Annotated in this window: 22 protein-coding genes; 10 read left to right on the forward strand and 12 right to left on the reverse strand. The window is 57.2% G+C overall.

Annotated features, from left to right (window positions below):
* Positions 1 to 54: 54 nt before the first annotated feature.
* From pyk to CC94_RS0108450, 4 genes are all read right to left on the reverse strand, one after another.
* On the reverse strand, positions 55 to 1,500 hold the full coding sequence (gene pyk, locus CC94_RS0108435) for a pyruvate kinase (RefSeq protein ID WP_005368886.1): 1,446 nt from the start codon (positions 1,498 to 1,500) through the stop codon (positions 55 to 57).
* 15 nt (positions 1,501 to 1,515) lie between these two features.
* Complete coding sequence (gap, locus tag CC94_RS0108440) at positions 1,516 to 2,529, reverse strand: type I glyceraldehyde-3-phosphate dehydrogenase (RefSeq protein ID WP_005368887.1); 1,014 nt, start codon at positions 2,527 to 2,529, stop codon at positions 1,516 to 1,518.
* A gap of 543 nt (positions 2,530 to 3,072) precedes the next feature.
* Positions 3,073 to 3,738, reverse strand: a complete 666-nt coding sequence (locus CC94_RS0108445; RefSeq protein WP_005368889.1) for an alpha/beta hydrolase — start codon at positions 3,736 to 3,738, stop codon at positions 3,073 to 3,075.
* A gap of 8 nt (positions 3,739 to 3,746) precedes the next feature.
* Complete coding sequence (locus CC94_RS0108450) at positions 3,747 to 4,169, reverse strand: GFA family protein (protein WP_005368891.1); 423 nt, start codon at positions 4,167 to 4,169, stop codon at positions 3,747 to 3,749.
* An 86-nt stretch (positions 4,170 to 4,255) separates the two neighbouring features.
* Here CC94_RS0108450 and CC94_RS0108455 point away from each other — a divergent pair, with 86 nt between their 5' ends.
* Positions 4,256 to 4,615, forward strand: a complete 360-nt coding sequence (locus CC94_RS0108455; protein WP_005368893.1) for a DUF3301 domain-containing protein — start codon at positions 4,256 to 4,258, stop codon at positions 4,613 to 4,615.
* 36 nt (positions 4,616 to 4,651) lie between these two features.
* Here CC94_RS0108455 and CC94_RS0108460 read toward each other — a convergent pair whose 3' ends face one another.
* From CC94_RS0108460 to CC94_RS0108470, 3 genes are all read right to left on the reverse strand, one after another.
* Entirely contained in the window at positions 4,652 to 5,311 is a 660-nt protein-coding gene (locus tag CC94_RS0108460) for a peroxiredoxin (protein WP_031430478.1), read from the reverse strand.
* Between the two features lie 165 nt (positions 5,312 to 5,476).
* Positions 5,477 to 5,614 (reverse strand): hypothetical protein, encoded by a 138-nt coding sequence (locus CC94_RS23690; RefSeq protein WP_005368897.1) that lies wholly within the window; start codon positions 5,612 to 5,614, stop codon positions 5,477 to 5,479.
* Positions 5,615 to 5,760: 146 nt separating this feature from the next.
* Entirely contained in the window at positions 5,761 to 6,429 is a 669-nt protein-coding gene (locus tag CC94_RS0108470) for a TetR/AcrR family transcriptional regulator (protein WP_245619719.1), read from the reverse strand.
* Positions 6,430 to 6,611: 182 nt separating this feature from the next.
* Between CC94_RS0108470 and CC94_RS0108475 the strand changes: the two genes are divergently transcribed.
* Both CC94_RS0108475 and CC94_RS0108480 read left to right on the forward strand, forming a co-directional pair.
* Positions 6,612 to 8,153 (forward strand): SulP family inorganic anion transporter, encoded by a 1,542-nt coding sequence (locus CC94_RS0108475; RefSeq protein ID WP_005368901.1) that lies wholly within the window; start codon positions 6,612 to 6,614, stop codon positions 8,151 to 8,153.
* Between the two features lie 37 nt (positions 8,154 to 8,190).
* On the forward strand, positions 8,191 to 8,883 hold the full coding sequence (locus CC94_RS0108480) for a carbonic anhydrase family protein (protein ID WP_005368903.1): 693 nt from the start codon (positions 8,191 to 8,193) through the stop codon (positions 8,881 to 8,883).
* 339 nt (positions 8,884 to 9,222) lie between these two features.
* On the opposite strand, the gene CC94_RS0108485 is transcribed toward CC94_RS0108480, so the two are convergent.
* Positions 9,223 to 9,696: a Crp/Fnr family transcriptional regulator gene (locus tag CC94_RS0108485; protein ID WP_005368905.1), complete on the reverse strand. Its 474-nt coding sequence runs from the start codon at positions 9,694 to 9,696 to the stop codon at positions 9,223 to 9,225.
* Between the two features lie 328 nt (positions 9,697 to 10,024).
* Here CC94_RS0108485 and CC94_RS24615 point away from each other — a divergent pair, with 328 nt between their 5' ends.
* Together CC94_RS24615 and CC94_RS24620 are read left to right on the forward strand one after the other, a co-directional pair.
* Positions 10,025 to 11,503 (forward strand): transporter substrate-binding domain-containing protein, encoded by a 1,479-nt coding sequence (locus CC94_RS24615; RefSeq protein WP_051911403.1) that lies wholly within the window; start codon positions 10,025 to 10,027, stop codon positions 11,501 to 11,503.
* Complete coding sequence (locus CC94_RS24620) at positions 11,504 to 12,493, forward strand: PAS domain-containing sensor histidine kinase (protein WP_281174036.1); 990 nt, start codon at positions 11,504 to 11,506, stop codon at positions 12,491 to 12,493.
* A 15-nt stretch (positions 12,494 to 12,508) separates the two neighbouring features.
* On the opposite strand, the gene CC94_RS24625 is transcribed toward CC94_RS24620, so the two are convergent.
* Positions 12,509 to 12,664 carry a hypothetical protein gene (locus tag CC94_RS24625; RefSeq protein WP_169740931.1) on the reverse strand — a complete coding sequence of 52 codons (156 nt, stop codon included), beginning with the start codon at positions 12,662 to 12,664 and terminating at the stop codon, positions 12,509 to 12,511.
* A gap of 4 nt (positions 12,665 to 12,668) precedes the next feature.
* On the opposite strand from CC94_RS24625, the gene CC94_RS24630 reads away from it, so the two are divergent.
* The 3 genes from CC94_RS24630 to CC94_RS0108510 all read left to right on the forward strand — a co-directional run bounded on the left by CC94_RS24630 (position 12,669) and on the right by CC94_RS0108510 (position 14,846).
* Positions 12,669 to 12,899: a hypothetical protein gene (locus CC94_RS24630; RefSeq protein WP_169740932.1), complete on the forward strand. Its 231-nt coding sequence runs from the start codon at positions 12,669 to 12,671 to the stop codon at positions 12,897 to 12,899.
* 429 nt (positions 12,900 to 13,328) lie between these two features.
* Complete coding sequence (locus tag CC94_RS0108505) at positions 13,329 to 14,039, forward strand: hypothetical protein (RefSeq protein ID WP_031430483.1); 711 nt, start codon at positions 13,329 to 13,331, stop codon at positions 14,037 to 14,039.
* Positions 14,040 to 14,174: 135 nt separating this feature from the next.
* On the forward strand, positions 14,175 to 14,846 hold the full coding sequence (locus CC94_RS0108510) for a 2OG-Fe dioxygenase family protein (RefSeq protein WP_031430484.1): 672 nt from the start codon (positions 14,175 to 14,177) through the stop codon (positions 14,844 to 14,846).
* Between the two features lie 163 nt (positions 14,847 to 15,009).
* Here CC94_RS0108510 and CC94_RS0108515 read toward each other — a convergent pair whose 3' ends face one another.
* On the reverse strand, positions 15,010 to 16,260 hold the full coding sequence (locus CC94_RS0108515) for a cysteine desulfurase-like protein (protein ID WP_031430485.1): 1,251 nt from the start codon (positions 16,258 to 16,260) through the stop codon (positions 15,010 to 15,012).
* A gap of 652 nt (positions 16,261 to 16,912) precedes the next feature.
* Positions 16,913 to 18,265 (reverse strand): ATP-binding protein, encoded by a 1,353-nt coding sequence (locus CC94_RS0108525; protein WP_031430488.1) that lies wholly within the window; start codon positions 18,263 to 18,265, stop codon positions 16,913 to 16,915.
* A gap of 224 nt (positions 18,266 to 18,489) precedes the next feature.
* Here CC94_RS0108525 and CC94_RS0108530 point away from each other — a divergent pair, with 224 nt between their 5' ends.
* A complete protein-coding gene (locus CC94_RS0108530; protein WP_031430490.1) occupies positions 18,490 to 20,535 on the forward strand; it encodes a TonB-dependent receptor in 2,046 nt (681 codons plus the stop codon).
* A gap of 91 nt (positions 20,536 to 20,626) precedes the next feature.
* Here the strand turns inward: CC94_RS0108530 and CC94_RS0108535 are convergent, their stop codons facing one another.
* The gene (locus CC94_RS0108535) at positions 20,627 to 24,070 is read right to left on the reverse strand and encodes a PPi-type phosphoenolpyruvate carboxykinase family protein (protein WP_031430491.1); all 3,444 of its coding nucleotides are present in this window, start codon (positions 24,068 to 24,070) and stop codon (positions 20,627 to 20,629) included.
* Here CC94_RS0108535 and CC94_RS24635 point away from each other — a divergent pair.
* Positions 24,054 to 24,248, forward strand: a complete 195-nt coding sequence (locus CC94_RS24635) for a hypothetical protein (RefSeq protein WP_031430492.1) — start codon at positions 24,054 to 24,056, stop codon at positions 24,246 to 24,248. The genes CC94_RS0108535 and CC94_RS24635 overlap by 17 nt on opposite strands.
* Positions 24,249 to 24,357: the final 109 nt, after the last annotated feature.

A 24,357-nucleotide genomic window follows, 5' to 3' on the forward strand; every position in this document is an offset into this window, starting at 1 on the left:
AAAAATCCGTCATGGACTTTTCAACCCCTCGAAAGTTGTGAAATCAAATAACGGCTAAGGCGTCAGGCCCTGTCCGACCACAACTACTTTCAGCGTGTTGGTGCCGCCCTCGACGCCGTTCAGATCGCCTTTGGTGATAATGAACTTGTCGCCGTCTTCGGCTTGCTTCCATTTGCGCAGTTCCTTGACGATATTGCGGTTCACTTCCCCGTGATCCATATTCATTTCCAACGGGAAATAAATCGGGAAGACGCCACGGTACAGAGTCACCTTGCCCAGCGTCTTTTCCAGCCGGCTCATCGCGAAGATCGGCAGGCCGGAACTGATCCGCGACATCCACAGCGGCGTCGCACCCGATTCGGTCAACGCGACGATGCCTTTGATTTCGGTATGGTTCGCCATGTACATCGCCGACCGCGCGATCGCTTCATCGTCGCGTTCGAAATTGACGTTCGGGACATGCTCCGATCTCAGCATGCTGGGCTGCTTTTCGGCCTCGATGCAGATCCGGTGCATCGCTTCGACCGCCTTGACCGGGTATTTGCCGGAAGCGGTTTCCGCGGACAGCATGATCGCATCGGTGCCGTCGAACACCGCGTTTGCGACGTCCAACACTTCCGCGCGGGTCGGAATCGGGTTGTCGATCATCGATTCCATCATCTGCGTCGCGGTGATCACGACCCGGTTCAGTTCGCGGGAACGTTTGATCAGCTTTTTCTGTACCGCCGGCAGATTCGCATCGCCGATTTCGACGCCGAGGTCGCCGCGCGCGACCATGATCACGTCGGAGGCCAGAATGATCTCATCCATCACCTCCAGCGCTTCGGCGCGTTCGACTTTCGCGACGATGTTGGCATAGCAGCCCGCGGCTTCGAGCAGTTCGCGCGCTTCGTTCAGGTCGGCCGCGCAGCGCGGGAACGACACCGCGACGAAATCGCAGCCGATTTTCGCGATCGTCTTGATGTCTTCCTTGTCCTTGTCGGTCAACGCCGCCGCCGACAGACCGCCGCCGAGCAGGTTGATGCCTTTGTTGTTGGACAGGTAACCGCCGACGACGACCTTGCAGTTGATCCGCAGATTCGGTTCGACGTTTACGACGTCCAGCACGATGCGGCCGTCATCCAGCAGCAGGCGGCTGCCGGGCTTGACTTCCCGCGGCAGAGGCTCGTAGCTGATCCCGACCTGGGTTTCGTCGCCGTCCAGTTTGCCGAGGTTGATATCCAGCGCAAAGTCCTGGCCTTCGCTCAGGGAGACCTTGGTATCCTTGAAGCGTTCGATTCGAATCTTGGGGCCTTGCAGGTCGCCGAGAATGCCGACGCGGCGGCCGGTCTCCTTGCTGAGTTCCCGGACCCGCTCCGCACGGTTGATATGATCCTCGGCGGAGCCGTGCGAGAAGTTCATCCGGACCACATCGATGCCGGCTTCGAATAACCCTTCCAGTACGCCGGGTTTGTCGGTAGCCGGACCCAGGGTCGCTAAAATTTTGGTTCGTCTTAACATTCGATAATAAATCGCTTATTTAGCGTTGACTAAGGCAACGGTGGTATCCAGCATCCGGTTCGAGAAGCCCCATTCGTTGTCGTACCAGGACAGAACCTTCACGAAATCGCCGTCGACCACGTAAGTGGAAGGCGCTTCGAAGATCGAAGAAGCCGGATTGTGGTTGAAGTCGCTCGAAACCAGCGGCAGGTCATTGATCGCCAGAATGCCTTTCAGCGGGCCTTCGGACGCGGCGGTCAAAATCGAAGTGATTTCTTCCTTGCTGGTAGGGCGCTTCGCTTTGAACACTAGGTCGACGACCGAAACGTTGATGGTCGGAACGCGCATCGCGAAACCGTCCAACTTGCCTTTCAGTTCGGGCAGTACCAGACCTACCGCAGCCGCAGCGCCGGTCTTGGTCGGGATCATCGATTGGGTTGCGGAACGCGCGCGGCGTAGGTCGCTGTGATAAACGTCGGTCAGCACCTGGTCATTGGTGTAAGAGTGGATCGTGGTCATCAAACCGTGTTCGATACCGATCGCATCGTGCAGCGGCTTGACCAGAGGCGCCAGGCAGTTGGTGGTGCAGGAAGCGTTCGAGATGACCGTGTCGGAGGCTTTCAGGGTATCGTGGTTGACGCCGTAAACGATCGTCGCGTCGACATCGTTGCCGCCCGGCGCGGAGATGATCACTTTTTTGGCGCCGGCGGTGATGTGCGCGGAGGCTTTGGCCTTGCTGGTGAACAGGCCGGTGCACTCGTGAACCACGTCGATACCCAGTTCGCCCCAGGGCAGTTTGGAAGGGTCGCGCTCGGAGAGGACTCGGATCCGGTCGCCGTTGATTACGATGTAGTCGCCGTCGACGCTCACGTCGAATGGGAATTTGCCGTGTACGGTGTCGTACTGGGTCAGGTGCGCGTTGGTTTTACTGTCGCCCAGATCGTTGATGGCGACGACTTGAATTTCGCCGGTGCGGCCTGATTCGTAGAGGGCGCGAATCACATTGCGGCCGATCCGGCCATAACCGTTGATTGCAATTTTAATTGCCATTGAGTCTCTCCAGAGTGATGAGTATGAAAAACCAACTAAGATGAGGGGTTATAGAGCAACCCTAAAATCCGCTCACTATACCAAAAACGGGGGGTATTCGTCTATTGACATGGGCGGAAAAATCTTTTTCCCTTGCACTAAAGCTTGCGGGTGAATTTTCAGGTGCCGGAGGCAAAATGATCGCGGTTTTTTGCGGTGTCTTTGAACGATACAGAGAATGCTAAGGATTGGGTCGATCATCACTTTCCCCTCTCGTTCCCCGTCGAACGCTTATCGCGATACACTCTTTGCCGGCTTGTGGGTTACACCCCAAAGAGTACAAACCGCTGTAGGGTACGCTGTGCGTACCATTGGTGTGCTATACCACTGGGGGAGTGAAAAGGTACGCACAGCGTACCCTACAGAGCGCCTCTACCCGCGGTCGCCCTACGAGGTAATCATGACGCGCGCCGCGCGAGGGAACGATCGGGCGGCATGCGGGGAGGTTATTTTTAACCGCACCCTTAAGCGCGGCAGGCCTGCCCGGAGGCAGATTCAGGCGGCCTAACGAAAGATGCCATTGATGAAGCCGGCGAGCCGTTCGATTTCTTCCCGGCAGACCGAATGGTCCATCATGTAATCGTGCCATTCGACCGGGTAGCCCCACGCTTGCAGCCGGTCGCTGGTTTGTTTGCCGTATTCGACCGCGACGACCGAGTCGAGGATGCCGTGCCCGATGAAGATCGGCAGATCCCGATTGGCGGCGGAGCGTTCGGACTCCAACTGCGTCAGCGTCGGCAGGAAGGTCGAGAGCGCCACGATGCCAGCCAGTCTCCGGGAATAGCTCAGGCCGGCCTGTAAAGCGACCGCGCCGCCCTGCGAAAAACCGGCCAGCATGATCTGGTCGGCTGGAATGCCCCGGGCGATTTCGGCCTCGATCAGCTGCCCGACCAATCGGCAGGAAGCATAGAGGCCGGCAATATCCACCCTGAGGTGGCGCGAGAGTTCGAGAATGTCGAACCAGGCGCGCATGGTCATGCCGCCGTTGATCGTGATCGGGCGAAACGGGGCGTCGGGGAAAACGAAATGAATGTGCGGCTCGGCCTGAAGCCTGAGTTCGGGCACAATCGATTCGAAATCGTGCCCGTCGGCGCCGAGGCCGTGCAGCCAGATGATCGAATGGCGGTGTTCCGCCCGAGGTTCGATTTCGACGATACTGAGTGGGTTCATTCAGGTCCTCAATCTGCGGTTTGCCAGAAGTTGCCGGGGTATTTGGGTAAGCCGGGATTCATTAAATCCCAGGATGGGGCATCGGCAACCCACATATCCAGCTCGGGACGGTAAAGGTCGGGATCGTCGAGCGACATCGCCGCGACCGGCCGGAGTTGGGTAAAGGCGCTGTTGCGTCCGAACAAGGGCGTTCCGCACTGCGGGCAAAAAGCCCGGTAAACCGTATTGCCGCTTGCCGCGACAGTCGGAAATTCCCGATAGTTTCCATCCACCTTCAACGCTGAAGCCGGCACGAACAGCAGCGCCATGTAAGGCGAGCCGGACGATTTCTGGCAGGTCCTGCAGTGGCAATTCACCATCCGCACCGGTTTCGCGCCGATCTCATACCGCACGGCGCCACAGAGACAGCCGCCGGTTATCGGAAATTTCATCGATCACCCTTTGTTTAGCGGATTTCCGGCCATCTTAGTACAATTGGCAGACTAATGACAAACTTCAACCCCGTTTATCCGAACCGATGCCCACCGACATCGTGCTGATTGCGTTACTGGTCGCCGCGTATCTGTATTGGCGCCATGCCCAGCAAATCAAGGAAGCCGCCTTGGCGGCAACCCGGCGTCAATGCCGATTGTGCGAGGTGCAAATGCTGGACGATTACGTTGCCCTGAGCCGTTGCGGCCTGGAACGGGACAAGGCGGGAAAACTCCGCATCCTGAGGCGTTTTACGTTCGAGTTCTCGGCCACCGGCGAAGACCGTTGCCAAGGCGTCTGCCTCATGCGGGGAACCGAAGTCGCCGCGATCGAAATGCCGGCTTACCGGTTTCCGCAGAATCCCACTCCACCCGCTTTTTCGGCCGAAGACCTGCCGGGTTCATAAAACCCGGCGGATCCATTACGGCGCAAGGACGGCCTCTTACTTGGGGGAAGGGGCAACGCGCAGATAAGGTTTCAGCGTCTTCCAGCCTTGCGGAAACATCGCCTTCGCCTCCTCGTCGGATACGGACGGGGAGATGATCACGTCTTCGCCGCTCTTCCAGTTGACCGGTGTCGCCACCTTATGTTTCGAGGTCAATTGCATCGAGTCCAATACCCGCAAAATTTCGTCGAAATTGCGGCCGGTCGCCATCGGATAGGTCAGCATCAGTTTGATCCTTTTGTCCGGGCCGATGATGAAGACGGTGCGCACCGTCGCGTTGGTCGCGGCAGTTCTGCCTTCCGATGTTCCCGGCTCGTCGGCGGGCAGCATGTTGTAAAGTTTGGCGACCTTCAGTTCGTCGTCGGCGATGAGCGGATAATTGACCGTGCAGCCTTGAGTCTCCTCGATATCCTTGCACCACGCCGTATGGCTTTCGACCGGGTCGATGCTCAGGCCGATGATTTTGCAGTTGCGTTTGTGAAACTCGGGTTCCAGCTGTGCCATGTAGCCGAGCTCGGTCGTACAGACGGGCGTAAAGTCTTTCGGATGCGAAAAAAGGATGGCCCAGCTATCGCCGATCCATTCGTGAAAATTGATTGTACCCTGTGTCGTTTTGGCCGTGAAATTCGGCGCTTCATCATTGATTCTAAGAGCCATGTGCGTCCTCCTGAATTTTTAAACCCATGTCGAGATATCACTCGCGGAAAAATGCCGCCGCGCCGGCAAGCCGCTGAGCCATGCCGACGCCGCCGCTTCCTTCGAATTGACCCCACTCACCTTCTCTTTAAATTCTGCCGAAAGACAATCGGCCGGTCCCGGCTTTTACTGTTCGGCTTTCAATATCAAAAACACCTCGTTCGTGAGCCGCGCGAAAGAGAGATAATCGAGCCTGTCGGACTTGTCCTCGGACGCCAGTTTCTCGACATGATTCTGCAGCTGCTGTGCAGTAATGGGGTTCATGTTTTTAAGACCAAATACTGAATTATCCGTTGCAAATACGGAAAAATTTCAGGGTAAAAGCCCTGCAACATAAAGAATAATGGAGCGGGTTTTCCTATCTCGGTGTAAGGATGAGCCAGGGCGCTAAAACCTTATTGCCCAAATTTTCAACACTCCGGTTTCTCACTGCCTCGAATACAGGAAAACACCAGATCCTCCAGAAACGCGACGATTTTCAGTTCGTCCTTGCCGTCCCCGAAATCGGTCAGCGACGGCAGGTGATTCATGAAAAAATTCTGGAAATGGGCCATTTCGATGATCGTGGAAGCCAACGATTTCGGATAGCGATAGTCCGGGCGGCACTCCAGAATGATATTTCCGATCATCGCGCACAAATCCTTGTACGGCTTGAACAGCCGGTCCTTGTTGTCTTCCGAAACCCGTCGGGTCAAATAGGTCTTCGAACCTTCCGTGATGATGATCTGGTGCAGCAGGCTTTCGTCGACATGATGCGTGCTCAAATCGTCTTCCACGGAAAAGGCCAGCAATTTGATCACCTTCTTTAGCTTGAGCACCGGGTCTTGAATATTGTGGGTCTGAAAGGCGACCTGATATTCGAGCCAGCTCCAGTACCAGGCCGCGATATAAACCAGCAATCGGTGCTTGTTCTCGAAATAACGGTAAATGCTCGCCTCGGTCGTGCCGATGCGCTCCGCCAGTTTTTTAAACGTAAACGCTTCGAAACCGTTTTGATGAATCGACAGGATGCTGTGCTGAATGATTTTCCTGCCCAGTTCCGACTGTTCGGGATCTTTGAGAAAAAGTTTTTCATTCATTTTGAAATGCAGTTGTATGTCCATGATGTCGGGTTAAGCGTTTTGCGGGATTGACTTGTCGATAGGGTATGCCGGCAGGACGGCTGCGGGCCGGGAAAAATTATACTTGAAGTATTACAATTTACAATGATAGTATTACTACCATTATTAATATGTACCACTACTTTTACGGGTGATCGGCTATGCACGCTCCCAGGCTGTTTCAGGAATTCAAAAGCGATTTATCGGCCAGCATCGTGGTATTTCTGGTGGCGGTGCCTTTATGCCTGGGCATTGCCTTGGCGTCCGGCGCGCCTTTGTTCGCCGGCATCGTAGCGGGGATCGTCGGCGGCATCGTGGTGGGGATCGCCAGCGGTTCGCCTCTGGGCGTCAGCGGGCCGGGCAACGGCTTGACCGTTCTGGTGGCCTCTGCCATCGCGATGCTCGGATCCTGGCCACAATTCCTGACCTGCGTCGTGCTGGCCGGCGTCATGCAGGTGATATTCGGTTATCTGGAAGCCGGCTTCATCGCCTACTTTTTTCCCTCTTCGGTGATCAAGGGGATGCTGGCAGGCATCGGCCTCTTGATCATTCTCAAACAGATACCCCACGCGCTGGGCTACGACAGGGATTTCGAAGGGGATTTTTCGTTTTTGCAGGCGTCCGGCGAAACGACTTTGTCCGCGATCGGCAACGCCGTGCAGGCCATTACTCCGGCCGCGCTGCTGATTTCGCTTTTGTCGCTGGCGATCCTGATCCTGTGGGAAACGGTGCTGATGAAAAAACACAAGCTGTTTCAGGTGCTGCAGGGTTCTCTGGTCGTGGTTTTTACCGGCATCGCGATCAATTACGGCATCCGGATGGGATTTTTAAATTTGAGCCTGGCGCCCGATCATCTGGTCAACATCCCGGTTCCGGAAAACATGGCCGGCTTTTTCGGCCAGTTCATTTTTCCCGATTTTTCGGTGATGACCCGGTTCGAGGTCTGGAAAATCGCCTTTTTGATTACCTTGATCGCCAGCCTGGAAACCCTGTTGAGCGTGGAAGCCGCCGACAAACTGGATCCCTACAAACGCGTGACGCCGCCCAACCGGGAGTTGAAGGCGCAGGGCCTCGGCAATATCGTTTCAGGATTGTGCGGCGGCCTGCCCATTACCCAGGTGATCGTGCGCAGTTCGGTCAATATTTCGTTCGGCGGCAAAACCAAGCTGTCGGCGATCCTGCACGGCGTCTTCATCCTGATCAGCGCGATCACGCTGGCCGAAGTCCTCAACATGATCCCGCTGGCCAGCCTGGCGGCGATCCTGATCACGGTCGGCTACAAGCTGGCCAGGCCCGCCCTGTTCAAACAGATGTACGCACAAGGCAGCGAGCAGTTCGTGCCGTTCGTCGCCACCGTGATCGGCTTGTTGACGACCGATTTGTTGACCGGGATCGCGATCGGGATGGTTTTCGGGATCTTTTATACCTTGCGCAACAGCTACCTGAACGGTTATTCGATGAAAGACATCGTCACTTCGCAAGATGGCCGCGAGACGCATCATCTGGTGTTGGCGGAAGTGGTGTCTTTTTTCAACAAGGCCAACATTCTGCAGGCGCTGGAGGCGATACCGGCCAATTCCACCGTGATCATCGATGGTTCCCATTCGAAATCGATCGCTCAGGATGTCGTCGAAGTCATTAAAAACTATGAACAGAGCGCCAAAATCAAAAACATTGCCGTGAAAAAAATCAATTTCGCCTGATCCGCCTTAAAAATTTATCCGAAAGAGACTACCGAACATGAAGACCTTGACCAAAGAATTGCAGGACCTGATCACGCCCCGGATCGCGCTGGATTTGCTGAAGGAAGGCAATAAGCGCTTCGTGAACAACCTGAAGATCAACCGCAACCTGCTGCAGCAGGTCAACGAAACCTCCGACGGCCAGCATCCGTTTGCGGTGATCCTGAGCTGCATCGACTCCCGGACTTCGGCGGAACTGATCTTCGACCAGGGGCTGGGCGATATTTTCAGCGTCCGGATTGCCGGCAACATCATCAACGAAGACATCCTGGGCAGCATGGAATTTGCCTGCAAAGTCGCCGGCGCCAAGATCATCGTCGTGCTGGGCCACACCAAATGCGGGGCGGTGAAGGGGGCCTGCGACCACGTCGAAATGGGCAATCTGACCGCGCTGCTCGCCAAACTGCAGCCGGCGGTCTATCAGGAAAAAACCGAAACGGCGAACCGGAACTCCGATAACGGCGGTTTCGTGGAAAAAGTGGCGGTGATCAATGTCAGGCGCACCGTCCATGCGATCATGGAGCGCAGCCCGATCCTGAAGGAAATGATCCAGAACGGCGAGATCGGCATCGTCGGCGGCATGTATGAAGTCGGCAGCGGCACGGTGGATTTTTACGAGGATACCTTGATCATCAACGAACCGGGTAAAGCCGGCGCCCCGCCAAGCAGAACAGCGGTCAGAACCGATTAAACGGACCTGTTTTTTCCGTCGAGCCGTGCCCGCGCGCCATGCGTTTCGCGTGCGTGCCGGGATAAGCGCCGGGTTCGCCGTCCCTATAGGGCTGCAAACAGGGAAAAACTCGAGGCTACACCTAAGAATTTGGGTGGAAATAACTTCGCGGTTTTAACGTGTTCGCATCGCCTACCTTTTCAGCGCGTACGCGTTCAGTCCCCCTCTTTGAAAAAGAGGGGTTAGGGGAGATTTTTTAATAAATTCCCCTCGATCCCCCTTTTTTCAAAGGGGGAGGTGAGCGCTTATTTCAGCCCATCCGTAGCCTACCAATTTCGGGAAATTATTTGGAGCCAAATCCTAAGCAAACCCGGCCGGGTTCCATTCATCCATCATCTTCAGGCGCGCCGCATCGAGACGCACCGACATCAAGCCGGCAAATTTCTTCAACAGTTCGTAGCCGAATTTCGGTTCCCGCTCGCACCGTGCCAGAATCGCCGTCCCGTCAAACTGGAGCACTTCCGAGTCTTCTTCGGCTCTGGACTGGAAAGTCCATTTATAAGGCGAGATCAGCCACGACCATCCCAGCACCTGGCCCTGACCCAGCGTCTGGATTTCCAGCGGCGGCCCCAGGATGGCCGGCATCTGCACGGTGATCCGCCCGCTCCGGACTACATAGAACTTATCCGCATTTTCGCCCTGCCGAAACAGGATTTGCCCCTTTTTGATCGCCTGAACGTTCGAGCATTTGGACAGGAATTCCAGAGCCTCATCGCCCAGGCCGGAGAAAAACTCGTGAGCCGACAGATAGTCTCGCGTGGCTTGATCGCTCATTGTTTGCCTCCATGAATCGACGGCTGATAGGGAGAATAAAAAGATCAACGTACCGTTTTGACAATGAAGATGCTCCGGTTGTCAATAAGGGACCGAATTTTTTCGGTAAAGTGTATCCAAATCCATGGCTCATAGCAAAAACCGATGGTTTCCTCGAAGCGCACTTATTAGTAATATCATCAATATCAATAGCCGAATTAAAACGGAAGCAAGCGTTCTCCTTATGTACCAACCGGCCCTTATCCGGCCATGAACAAGGTTTAACGGCTGCGTTCGTCAGCTACGCCCCCTTATTTCAGAATTTCAGAATCGATCCGAGCCCTTCATCTTGAAAACATTACTCCCTTTTCCGGCAAAGGCCGCGGCGCTTCTTTTTTCCTGTCCATCGACTCTATTTGCCTTCGTGTTGGCCTGTATTATCGCCGGGCTTCCGAGTTTTGCCGGCACCGAACCGCAGCAGCCCTTGCGCGTGGGCTCTGAAATCGGCTTTCTCCCTTATGTCGATATCGATGATCAGGGGCGCGCGACCGGTTTCGCCGTCGAGCTGTTCGAGGCCGTTGCCTCTACTATGGATATTCCCATCGACTTTCATCCGGGACGCTGGGATACGGTCTGGCAGGGTTTGAAAACGGGCAAGCTCGATGCCCTGCCGTTAGTCGCGCACATGCCGGAAAGCGAAGGTCAGGTGGAGTTCACTAAACCGCATACGATCGGCTATGACAGCTTCTTCGTACGTAAAGGGCGTGACCCGATCAAGTTTATCGAGCAGGCACGGAGCTTGAATATTATCGTACTGCGGGCGGATGCCGCACATGATGCGCTCCGCAGCCGGGGTTTCGATCAGCAACTGGTACTCGTCGATAATCTGGCTGACGGCTTTCGCCTGTTGGCTTCGGGACAACATGACGCGCTACTGGCCCCGCAGCTGCAGGGCAATCAGTTACGGCATCGAATCGGCCTGGAAAGCATTATCGTGCCGGGCCCCCTGCTCAAGGAATACCGGCGGGAATTCTGTTTCGCCGTCCGTAAAGGCAATACCGAATTACGCGATCGTCTCGATCAGGGCCTTGCCATCGTCAAGGCCAATGGCGAATACGACCGGCTCTACCGGAAATGGCTGGGCATCAACGAGATCCCGACTTTTCCGGCGACCTACTTGGCTTGGGGCGTATCGGCCGCTGTCAGCCTGTTGGCATTGATGGGGCTGTGGACCTGGCAGTTGCGCCGCCAGGTGGCGCTAAGAACCCGAGAACTGACTCAGGCCAACCAGTCCGCGCAAGCCGAACGTCAGCGGCTTTATGACGTACTGCAGGCACTGCCGGTTTACGTGGTACTGCTATCGAAGGATTATCGGGTCATCTTTGCCAACCGTTTTTTCGAGCAACGCTACGGGAAAGCCCAAGGGAGGCCCTGCTATAAGTATCTGTTCAACCGTAATGCGCCCTGCGAAGTTTGCGATACTTTCAATATATTCAAGACAGGGGGGCCACTGGACTGGCGTTGGAGCGGCCCGGACGGCCGTGATTACGAAATCCACGACTTTCCTTTTGCGGACACGGACGGTTCGCCGATGATCATGGAAGTGGGCATCGACATTACGGAGGTGAATCGGGCGAGGCAGGCGCTAAGCGAAGCCAATGCGTCATTAGAGCGGCGCGTGGCCGAACGGACAGCCGAGCTGGCAAAGGCATGGCAGGAGGCCGAGCATACCCGTGATCTGTTGCAGATCACCATGGACAATGCTCCTGCCTTGATGTCCTACATTGACCGGGAAGGCCGTTACCAGCGCATCAACAAGAACTACTAACTGTGGTTCGGCTATACGGCTGAACAGGTGCTTGGGCGCCACATACGGGACGTCCACGGTGAAGCCCTTTGGCAAACCGTTGAGCCTTATCTGGAGCGTGTTCTTACCCAAGAACGGATCGACTTCGAGTTCCAATCACTCTTTCACGATGGGAACTTGCGCTGGGTTCATGGCACATACTCACCGGACGTCGACGCCGAAGGGCAGGTCCGCGGATTTGTAGGCCACGTGCTCAATATCACCGAGCGCAAGCAGGCGGAAGAGGCCCTCCTTCGGCTGAATGCGGAACTTGAGCGGCGGGTCCTGGAACGCACCGCCGAACTTCGGCGCAACGAAGAACAATTACAGGCGTCCCTGAATGAAAAGGAAGTGCTGCTGAAAGAAATCCATCACCGCGTCAAGAACAATCTGCAAATCATCGCCAGCCTGCTCCAATTGCAAGCGGATGCCCAAACCGACTCCGCTGTGCGCGAATTATTCCAGGACAGCCGGTGCCGCATCCGCTCCATGGCCTTGATTCACGAGCAACTCTACAAAAGCCAGGATCTGAAAACGATCGATTTCGCCGATTATGTGGAGCAATTGGTCAGCCACCTTCACCGCTCGTTTGCGCACACCATTCCCCAGGTCACGGTCCGCCTGGACATTCTTCCCTTCACGCAGGACATCGACCATGCGCTGCCGCTGGGCCTGATCGTCAATGAGCTGGTTTCGAACAGCTTCAAGCATGCGTTTCCCAGGCCGAGCGGCGGCGAAAAGCGAGAGATTTGGGTGACAATGGCGCAGAATGCGCCCGGCGGGCTGACGCTGGAAGTGGGCGATTCCGGGTGCGGCCTGCCGGACACTCTGAATCTCGACCGCTCGCCCTCACTGGGCCTGCAACTCGTACAGAGCCTGGTCCTGCAACTGCATGGCCGGCTTACCGTCGAGCGCCGTTCGGGTGCAGTCTTTCGCATCTTCATTCCAGGAGAGAGAATTTTCTCCGGCTGAAACGGATATTCTCAATCATACAGGGCCGTAGGATGCGGTGAGGAACGAACCGCATCGTTCGCGATTGATGCGGTTCCTATCGTCACCGCATCCTACGGCCCTGCCGGCCATCGCGCCCAACAGCGCGTGCTTGGTCGAGACCGGAAAACCGAAACGGGTCGCCAGAATCATGAGGATGCCGCTGCCGAACAAGCTTGCGGCTCCTTTGAAATTATCGTTGGCGCCATTGGCATTGACAGCGAAGATTACCGCACTAAAAGACCTTCGAGGTTTTAAAAACCTCGAAGGTTTGATTTTATTTCTTTGCCTCAACATGGCTGACTACCCGTTTGCCGAAAACGTCCAGATGCGCCCGACTGAGCCGGTAAATTTTCCTCCGGAGCGGCAGGGAACCAACCCGCTGTAGGGATAAAATCGTTGAATCCTCCCTTGGCCGCTTTCCCAATAGTCAACCCACATCAATGAGCGACGCCGGGAATAAAGCTGCCTCAAAACCGGCGGTTCCGCGGATGAACGCGCGCCTGACCGCGGAAACCCTGACTTTTAAGATGCAATCGGCGGTCTCGCCATTGTGAGCGAAGGAATTTCAGCCGGCTTTGAAAGTCTTACGAGTATTCGGGAATGAGCCTAAAAAAGGGAACGGTACGGAAGTTCTTCTGGCTTCGCAAAAAATTCAGTAAAATGCAGCTCCGTTCGTTGCGGGCGAATGTCTTGCGTCCACTGGCCGAACACGACCGACACTCATGCACTATCAGCAGGCGGCACTCTAATGTCAGCGTATAAGCAGCCCAATCGACAGCCTAGCGACGCGCAAAGAAGGTTTGCTTTTAGTAACATGGCAAGGCACAAGACCAATCGCTCCCTGCACGCGTTCTTGAGTATCGTCACGGCAGGCTTATGGCTGCTGGTGTGGCTGGCGATCAGCATTCACAATACCCGGCGGCGCAATCAGATCGCCCGCGAATACGGCTTGCCCACCGAAACGAACGTAGGCTTCATCATCCTCATTTTTCTCGCCTTGATTTCGATCGCCGGCTACAAAGTCTATTCCGGCCTGTCCAGCGGCAACCCTCCCGAAGCGCCCCTCGATGCGGCCATTGGACCGGCAACGCAACAGACAAAACCGGAAACGCGCTGGATTTACGCAAAAACGCACAGCCCCAACGGGCGCGGTTCGATCGTTACCGCCACCACTTATTCGCTGAACGAGATCGAATTCGGCCCGCCCTACGAGGGCAAACAGCGCGGCGTGCTGACCTTGCGCCAAAATTTCAACAATTCGCACGATGTGTATTTCGGACTGGAAAAGGGCCAATTCCTGTGCGATAACCGGGCTTGCGGCATCACCGCGCGGTTCGATACCGGCATGGTGCAATTTTTTGAAGCCACTCCGGCACAAAACGAAAACATGCCGGGAATTTATATAAGAAACGCGGATATCTTTATCCATTTTGCGGAAGTGTCCAATACGGTCACGATTACCGCCGCGTTTCTGGATCAGACCAAGCAAACCTTTCAGTTCGATGTCCATGATTTGAACTGGTAAGATCGCAGCCGGTTCAGACCGATCTTGCCTTATTTCGTCCGGGATTAAAGAATGTAGTAAAGGTCCCCGCATCGTCGGGCTTGTGTTTCAGGGCTAAGAAAAAACGGGATGCCGTCCGCAAAGGAGACCGCCACTATGCAAGAAGTCTTCGTATCGACCGGATTCGAATTCGGGTTTCTGTTTTGCATGCGAACGGAAAACGCGATCGATCCGACCGTATTCAAACCGTTCTTCAACGACCTTCCGGTCGACCCCAACATCGAGGGCCATTACCGATATCGGAGACTGTCCCGGTTCAGGATTACCGACGACGGAATCATGAGGCTGCCCCACGGCTATCTGTTTCAGAGCAAGGACTATAATCCTTTGGTCGGCGACATCAGAAGGGAATTCGAAGAGCTTGACGACAAACTGGTCAAGCTGGACATGTTCAGCGCTCTTTTGCTGGTATTTCGGGATTTCTGCGCGCTTCGCCCCGGCGCCGAAATCGGTGTGCACCAGATCCGGACGACCTGTTCGCCGGAGAGTTTCGGCGACCCTGCCCCGGAAGGCATTCACCGGGACGGGACCGACTTCGTCTGCATTTATTCGATCGACCGGAACAATGTCGAAGGCGCGGAAACCCATTTGTACACGAGCGAGAGCGGAGAATCGTCGGTATTCAACAAAACGCTGTATCCCGGCGAACTGGTGCTGGTGAACGACCGCAGATTCTTCCATTATACGACGCCGGTGCATCCGGCCGGCGAAGGCAACGGCACCCGCGACGTGTTCGTGCTGACCTGCCCGAGTTTGCTGGTCGATTAGTCCCCGCCGATGGGTTTCGCTGGCGCTCTACCCATCCTATACCAGGCATGTTCAACGCTGTATGGATACTCATGCCTGCTGGAGAAGGGGCTTACCTTCTTGATCTATCACTATGGAAAGCACTGTAGCCTAATATTGGGACAGCGCTGCCGTATTGCAAAGGCTATCCCTCAACAGTAATTTCCCGCAATGCCCTGAGCAGCCGTTCAATCTCGTCAGACGTGTTGTAAGCCAGCAGCCCGATGCGCAAAAAACCGCCGTCCGCCTCGACGTTCAGTTTTTCGGTGAGGCCCGGCGCGTAAAAATTGCCGTGCCAGGTATAAATGCCGCGATCGCCCAGTTCCTTCGCAACCGTATCGGGCTTTTTCCCGGCCAGCCGGACTGCGACCGTAGGGGTGCGCCAGGCGAAACGCGCGGGATCGGTAATGCCGTAAACGGTCAGTCCCGGTATCTTTGACAGTCCCGCCATCAATTGTGCGCATAACGCCCGCTCATACCGCCGGCTCGCTTCCAGCGCGGCGACGAGCGCGCCCCGTCGCGACGGGGACGGCGAGATCTGCTGGCCCAATTCGGCCAGATAATCGACGGTCGCCGTAAGTCCCGCCAGACTCTCGTGGTTCAGCGTGCCGGTTTCCCAGCGTGAGGGGATCTCGTCGGGGGCGGGCAGCACCTTGCACGGACGCAGGCGGGTCAGATGTTGCTGCTTGCCGTACAGGACTCCGACATGCGGACCGTAGAATTTGTAAGCGGAACAGGCGAGAAAATCGCAATCGAGCGCATACGCGTCGATCGGCCCGTGGGCAGCGTAATGCACCGCATCCACGAAAACCCAGGCGCCGACCGCATGCGCCAGGCGTACCACCGCCGCCACGTCGTTGACCGTACCGACTGCATTGGACGCATAGCCGATCGCCACGACCCGCGTTTTCGCGTTGATCTTGCGCTTCAGGTTCTCCAGATCGAGCGTGCAGTCTTCGGGATGGATGTCCGCAACCCGGACGACCGCGCCGGCCTCCTCTTCCAGCGCCTTCCAGGGCGAGACGTTCGCGTAATGGTCGAGCCGGGTCACCAAAATTTCGTCGCCCGGATTCAGCTCGCGGCCGATCGCGCGGCTCAACGCAAAGGTCAGCGTGGTCATATTGGCTCCGAAAACCACCTCGTAAGGCTCGCAGCCGAGCAGATCGGCCGCCGCTTTCCGGGCCGAGGCAATGCATTTGTCCGTGCGCCGGCTGCTCGCAAAAGCCCCGTGCGCGTTGGCGTTGGAGAATATCAGGTAACGGGCCATCGCCTCGATTACGGAGCCGGGCACTTGTGAACCGCCGGGGCCGTCGAAGAAAACGGGAATGCGCCCGTCAATCTCCTGAGAGAGCGCCGGAAACCGGGAGCGTACCCAAGCGGGGTCGAGAGAACGCATGCGAAACTCCTTGTTGCGATGCTGAGTTAACAGCTCTTGGACAAGTTGATAGGGTTTTCGTTTATCGCGGCAAAACAAAAAAGGGTAATCCAGCCGTTTCCCTTGAACAAATTCAAACTCGCCCGCCGCGCCACCAAAGCCCCTATCCAATGCCGTTAAGGATGCGGCTAAAAATAACTTCCCGACATGCCGCCTGCTCGTTCCTATTTTCAGTCGTAGGGTACGCTGTGCGTACCATGGAGTGATGAAAAGGTACGCACTCGGCAATTGCTCCTGCATCGCTCTATCTCCTGCCTCCGTGCAGTCGTCGGCAATTGCTCTGTCCTTAGACCACCCTTTAGCGGTGGCATTGCTCTCGATCGCATATTCCCGACACGATCTACCTCCCTCATCCCTAGGGCCCCGTACCTCCTGCATGAACGCCAGGGATGGCGTGAATGCAGAGATTGCACGACTGTAGGGATACAGGAGGTAGGGCAACGCAGGGAGCGGTTGTCGCGGAGCAAATCTCTGCCCGTGCAGTCGAGCGTACCCTACAGCGGTTTGTGCTCTTTGGGGGTGTAACCCAAACCGGCAAAGGGGGAATTCCGATAAGCGCGCGGCGAGGGAACGCGTGGAGGGCAGTGATGATCGGCCCAATCCTAAAGAGGCTTTAGGGCAAATACACGCTCCAGCTCATCCCGCCCAGCGTCTTGCTCGGCATGCCCTCCAGCTTGCCATCCAAAAGTTCGATCAGGTCGCTGACCACCGCCATTCCGATGCCGTGCCCGTGAATGTTCTCGTCGGCGCGGACGCCGCGTTTCAGAATCTCGCCGAGCTTCTGCTGCGGAATGCCGGGGCCGTCGTCCTCGATCAACAGGAACACCGCATAATTGCGGCGGTTCTTGCGCTGCTTCAGCGCGACCTGGACCCGGACCGTTTTCCGGCACCATTTGCTGGCATTGTCGAGCAGGTTGCCGATGATTTCGTAAAGATCGCCTTCCTCGTAATACACCGGGCTCGCCTCGGGAATGTTCAGGTCGAACGAGATTCCCTTATCCAGATAAACCTTGGTCAATGAAGCGACCGTTTTGCGGATGATGTCCGAAACGTCGGAGGCGCCGACGGTCTTGCTTTCGCCTTTGGCGGCCGCGCGCTGCAACTGGTATTGGATAATCTTGTCCATGTAGGTCAGCTGCTCGATCACCGCGTCCTGATTGCCCTGAAACGAATGCGCGCAGCCGTGCAGAATCGCCAGCGGCGTCTTCAGGCTGTGCGCCAGATCGGCCAGGGTGTTGCGGTAGCGCTCCAGGTGCGCGCGCTCGCTGCTGATGAACGCGTTCAGGTTGTTCGCCAGTCCCTGCAGTTCGGTCGCATAATAATGGTCCAGGCGCGACCGCGTGCCTTTTTCGATCGATTCCAGATCCCTGACGATCCGGCGCAGCGGCTTCAGGCTCCAGCGCAGCAGCGAAAACTGGATGAAAATCAATACCACGCCGATCACCAGCAGCCAAGTCCACAGCGTGACCGCAAAGTGCTTGACCTGCTGTTCGACGAAATCGCCGTCTTCGACGACGGTAAACAGGTATTCGCGTTCCATCCCTGTCAGGGTCTGCCAGATGACCCGGTAATGAAACGCGTAGCGGTTGCGTTTTTCACGGGTGAAAGCCGGCTCGCCCGGCGCCATGTCGGGGAGCGGCGGCGGATCGAGGCCGATCGCGGAAGGCGAGCTCCAGACCTGTTTCTTGTTCGTCTGCCGGATGAAGCCGTAGAGCCCCGAGCCCGGATTCATGAAGCGCGGGTCCTGCAGATTCTGCGAAACGGACAATTCGCCGTTGTCCTTCAGTTCGGCGGAAGACAAGAGGGAGTACACCTGCACCTGCAAGCGTTCCTTCAACGCTTCTTCGGCGCTTTCGCGGAAGCCCTGTTCGAGCACCACGGCGACCAGCGCGAAAAAGGCCGCCAGCACCAGGCCCTCGGAGGTCAGTAATCTAAAGCTTAGGGATTTGGCGCGTAGTGCATTCATTATCGGATGACGGTTGAGAATTAAAGGCTGATCGGTTTGTCACAGCGCTGTCGTCAGCGGGAATTCTATTTTAATCAAAATCGCGCCTCCGCCGCTTTCGTTCTTGATCATGAGACTGTTCGGGCGGGGCTGCGCTTTGGATGATCGGGCGATTGAAAGAATGGAAGTGCAGGGAGAATTTTTTGTATGTTATAATATAACATCACAACGGATGAGATGATTTGATGCAAAAACCGATTTATCCTTATATCGTGGCCTGCCTGTTCTTGCCGGGCGGGGGCGTGCAAGCCGGGGAACCGGGTAACGACACGACGCTGGGCGAAGTCGTCGTCACCGCGCCTGCGCGGAAAGAAAAAGAGAATCCCGTACAGCCTTCGGTGGTATTGAGCGAGGAAGCGCTGCGGATGAAGATCGGCCGTAGCATCGGCGAAACGCTGAAGGACGAACTGGGCATCGCCAGCCAGTCGTTCGGCCCCGGCGTCGGCACGCCGGTGATCCGGGGACAGGCGGGGCCCAGGGTGCGGGTCTTGAGCAACGGTATCGGCAGCAACGATGCGTCCGCATTCAGCCCGGACCATGCCGCCAGCGTCGAACCGCTGTTGGCCGAACGGATCGAAGTATTGCGCGGGCCGGCCACGCTGATGTACGGCAGCGGCGCGATCGGCGGCATCGTCAACGTGATCGACAACCGCATTCCGGACAAGCTGCCCGACAAACCGGTCGGCGGGGCGCTCGAACAGCGCTTCGATTCGACCAGCGACGAAACCGGCACCGCGATGAAGATCGACGGCGGCCGGGACCACATCGCCTACCACCTGGACGGCTTCTACCGCCACCGCGATAATCTTTCGATCGGCGGTAGCGCGATCGATACGGCCAAGGCTTCGATTACCGACCCTTCGCTCGAGATCGTCGATAATCCCAAAGGCCATCTGAACAACACCGGCGCGGAGGCGATCAGCGGTTCGGCCGGCCTCTCCTGGATCGGCGAACCGGGCTTCGCGGGCGCCTCGATCAATCATCTCGAAAACAATTACGGCATCGCGCCGGATGGGACCGGCGAAGAAACCGTGCGTATCGCTCTCCGGCAGGACAAGTACGACTTCAAAGGCGAGCTGGCCGATCCGTTCCGCTTGGCGAAAAGCCTGCGCGCCCGTTTGGGTTATACCGACTACCAGCATACCGAAATCGCGAACGGCGAGCCGGGCGCGTTTTTTGCGAACCGGACTTATGAAAGCCGGCTGGAAATGGACCACCGGGACATCGGCCGCCTACGCGGCACCGTCGGTTTGCAGGTGCAGTCCAGCGACTTTACCGCGATCGAGAAACTGACCGGCGCCCCAATCGTGCCGCATTCGCTGATCGACAGCTATAGTCTCTTTGCCATCGAATCGTTCGATGCGGGGCCTGTGGCTTATCAGTTCGGCATGCGCATCGATCAAACCGATATTCAGCCGGACGGGATGAAAAGCCTCGACTACACGCCGGTCAGTGCGTCGGCGTCCGCCGCCTGGAAAATCGACAAACGCAACAGCCTGAATCTGGCCGTCACCCGTGCCTCGCGCGCGCCGCAAGTGCAGGAACTGCTGGCCGACGGCTTCCATGACGCGACCCGCAGCTTCGAGCGGGGCAATGTGAACCTCAAGGAAGAAACTTCCTACAACCTCGATCTGGGCTACCGTTTCAAGTCCGACTGGCTGCGCGCCGAGTTCGACCTGTTCCACAACTGGGCCGGCGATTATATCTACCAGCAGCGCAGCGGCGAATTCGTGGATGAGGAGGGCAATCCCTGCGCCGTCGACTGCAAGCCGGTCCTGGTCAGCAGCCAGCGGGACGCGATCTTCAAAGGCTTTGAGGCCAAGCTGATCTTTCCGATGATGGAGAACCGCTACGGGCTGCTGGACCTGACGCTGTTCAGCGACTATACGCGCGGCGAATTCGTAAACGGCGGCGACGTGCCGCGGATGCCGCCCTTGCGTTACGGGCTGCAGCTCGATTATCAGCAGGACAAACTGTCGAGCTATTTGCGCTTCACGCGCGCCGAGGACCAGCCGCATGCCGGAGACTTCGAAACTTCCACCGCCGGCTATTTCCTGCTGAATGTCGGCGTCAACTATCGACTGAAGGCTTACAAGGAGGCCGAACTGCTGCTGTTCGCGAAGGGCAATAACCTGCTCGATCAAAATATTCGCAACTCGACTTCGTACCTGCGCAATTTTGCGCCGGAAGCGGGACGAGGGGCGGAGATCGGCTTCCGGTTGAGTTATTAAGCCCGCGTAGGGCGGAATGGCGCAGCGTATTCCGCCGGATGTTTATGCATGCGGCGCAATACGGCTATCGCCTATTGCGCCCTGCAATTCTTCACCGATGCACCCAGTCCGCTCCCAAAGTCCCGGACAACTTTTCGAAATAAGCCGGTTCGCCAACCTCGGCCAGCATCCGTTCGGCGGTTTCGAGCTTTTCGCTTAAAACCCGGTGCCACGCTTCGCTTGGTTCGGTTTCGCTCAAACGTTGCCGGATATATTCGCGGTGCCGCAGCCAAAGCGCGTATTCCCGCTGTTGCTTGATCTGCAGCCTTTCGCGGTACCAGTCGCTTTCGAGCAGCGCCTCGCGGGTGAACAGCGCACGAATGGATGGATCGTCTACCGTTTTGCCTTCGTAATGCCCGTAAGCCATCACCTGCAGCAGCGCTTTGAGCGGCGGGCAGGCGTCGTCGATCGAGCCGTCCCCGAAATAGAGCGAGGCGACCCGTCGCTGCGCCTGGTAAACGTTGTCGACGCCGTCGACGAAATCGGGCAGGCTCTGGATTTCCGGCTTCAGCATCGCTTCGTCGAACACCGCGGTCGGATAATCGAAGACCTTGCCGAAATTGGTATGCACGAAGCGTTCGGTGATCCGATAACCCAGGCGGCTCGCGTACACGGTCCGGCCTTCGAATTCGAAATCTTCGAGCTTTTCGAGATGGCCTTCGGCGATCAGGTAGCGGGGATCGCGCTGCTCGACCGGCAGGCGCGACCAGATTTCCGGGATCAGCAGGCTGATGTCGTGATCGATCCGCCGCGCCGAACCGATATAACCGGCCGCGGTCGAGAAGCCGTCGTAGCCGCAGAGGATGAAAGACACCAACGCGGTATTCAGGTCGGCCGTGGCGCAGACCGCGTTGAACGGGCCTTTGGTCAGCGCGCCTTCCGAGCCGGCGCCGGTCGTCGAGGGCGATTTTCCGGTCAGGCTGCAGATGAAATCCATGAACAGCTCGGGCAGATCCTGGTAATGGATCGGGTTGTAAATCGCCAGCGGCTTGATGCCGGCCGCCGCATCGCGCGGGTTGTTGCGGCGTCCGGGCAGCACCGCATCGACCGGAAAATGCACCGGCTGATCGATGCGCAGGCCGCGCGCCAGCCGGGTCGACAGTTCCGCCAGATAGCGCGGACGCGGATCGACGAGATCGGGCCGCCGCTGCAGGTAGCGCACGTTCTGGCTCGGTTTGCCGTCGACCCGGCGCGGATGCGCCGAGGAGACGAAAAATTCGCCTTCCGGGGCCTCGGCGGCGCGCGCGATCAGATTGCGCATCGGTTCGCTGAACTGGTCGAAATGCACCACGTCGTCCCGGATTTCCCGGGCGTCGGCCGGCGTCAGCGGTTCGAAATTCGAAATGAAATTGTTGCCGCCGGCCAGGTCGGTTTCGGTTTGCAGGTCGGTGCCGCGGTGGACTGCGTCGTCCGGCCGCTGGAAAAAACTCATTTCGCAGTTGTCGACCAGTTTGACGCTCGGGTTCGGCGTGTTCGGGCTCAATCCCGGCAAAAATCCGGCAGGCACCACGGTCGATGCGGTGATGTCGTCTTCGAACTGGATTTTTTCCGAGGCGATGAAATCCTGGCGCAGTTTGAACACCCGCCAGGCGCCGCTGCTGTCGTAGCCGACGCGCAGATAGCAGGCGATCAGTTTGCGGCCCTGAAATTTCAGTTCGTTGCCCGGATAACCGTTCACCACGTCGACCGAAAAATGTTCGCGCCAGTTTTCTTCGCCCCACGCCGGGTTGAAAAAGCGCTTGATGATCAGCACCAGCGCCCAGATGTGCTGCGGAAATTGCGTCAGCCAATGGTTGTAGGCGTCGGCATATTCGCCTTGCGAAGGAGTCAAGAGTTTGATCACCGAGCCGAGCGTGCGCTGGTTGCTGAGCAGCGGGCGCCGGTCGACGCCGTTGCGCGCCGGATCGCGAAAACGCTGCGAATAGTCGTAGGCGAAAATTTCGGCGACGGTGTCCATGTCTTTGTCGAAATCTTCGACGAAGATGGAGCCGAAAAGGATCGCGCCGGCGATCGACTTCGAAATTTCCGATTTGCCGCCGCCGGACACCGTGCTCGGTTTGTGGCACAGGGTGCTTTCCGGGAAAGTGCCGATCAGCCGCCAGCTCGGCGCGTGCGGGTGGCGCTCCATGTGCACGCGGAAACCGTTCGGATACACGTAGGTTCGGTCGGCCAGCAGTTTCAGCGTCTGCGCCGCGCCGTTCTGCCCCCAACTGATGTGCTGTTGCTGGATGTTGATTTCGGCCGTTTCGGGAATGAAAATGACGTCGGGATGGGTTTTGTCGACCGCATAGCCTTCTTCGGGGTGCAGGTCGATCGTATCGCCCAACAGGCGCGGAATCCGTTCGAAGGTGACGTCCTTGATGTTTTCCGGGCCCGCCAGATAAATGTCCCCCAGGCTGGCCCGGACGAACGCGAGCGCCCCGCCGGCGTGTTCTTCTTCGCAGCCGCCGTACAGATTGGCCGCATAGCTGATCTGCGATTTGATCTCTTTTTTGCTGTAGCCGAAATAATTGTCGGCGATGATCGTCACGATGACGCCGTGCAGGTTCCGGCACACCAGTTTGAAAGGCTTGCCGTCGTTGTAACGTTCGTCTTCGCTTCGCCAGCACATGCCGTCCTGGCGCTGCCGTTCGCTCGCTTCCTCGACAGGCGGCAAACCCAGGTCCTTTTTGCGGCAATGCACCAGATGCGGCGCCAGAATGATGCAGCCGGTATGGCCGGTCCAATGCTCGATGTCCAGCGCGGCATCGTTTTCGGGCAGAAACGGGTTGCCGGCATTGCCGAAGATCGATTCGACGAAGTCCAGGTTCGCGACCAGGCCGGCCGGCGCAAAAAAACGCGTTTCCATCGTTTTCGGCGGCGCTACGCCGGTAATGCCGGGAACCACCCGCGGCCGGATCAGCATCGACAGCCACAGTTTCGCCGGATTTTGCTGCCGGCTCGTATAAGGTAGGCACAGCAGGTCGTCGGGCGGGGTCAGGGCCCGGAGCAGGATTTCCGCGTAAGCGCGAACCGGCACTTCGCTTTTGTCCGCCGGCACCGGCAAGCCGCCGGCCGCGATGTGGAACACGCCTTGGGTCGTGCGCCGGTCGTTTTTCGGATTGTGCAGAACGCCTTGCCGAACCCGGTACGAGTCGATGTAAGGCGAATGGTATTCGTTCGACTGGAACGGCAGCGACAATTCCCGGGCCAGCCCTTCTTCGAGGATGAAGGTTTCGCCGGGCAGCAGAATTTCGCTCTCGACGCCGTTTTCGCGCAGGTAGGCGTTCAGGAAATCCTGAATGCGCTGATCGGCGGGACACCGGTAGCGGGACAGCAGGCGGCGCTGCAGGGAATAATTTTTCAACAAGCCGTCCGCGATCTTCAGATAACTTTGATCGTGCTCGGCTTCGCAGGTCGGCTGTCCCAAGGCCGCCAGATGCAGATTGATCAGATGCAATTGTTCACGTTGTTGGCCGGGTGAATCGGTGGGAGGCGGAATGACGGATGTATTCATCGGGGTAACGGTAACGAGCGTTGGTTTAAATTTAGTTATTATTGCTAACGCATTTGAGAAACTGACGCCGTGCAGCGTACCGGTAGTTAACGCGCCGTTCAAGCGAAATTTCATGTTGCCGGTTGCCGGGATGTTGGCGTTTGTATTCATAAATCCGGACGGCCTGAACTTCGGTTAACGATTGAGCGTCGGTTCATGGCGGTTGCGCAGAGAAGATCATCATCTCCGCCGGTTAACACTTTGTTCCCAAAATATTCGTGCCCAAGCCGGCCGGCGTCCCAGCAACA

Origin of the sequence: Methylomicrobium agile (assembly GCF_000733855.1) — a bacterium.
GTDB classification, from domain to species: Bacteria; Pseudomonadota; Gammaproteobacteria; order Methylococcales; family Methylomonadaceae; genus Methylomicrobium; species Methylomicrobium agile.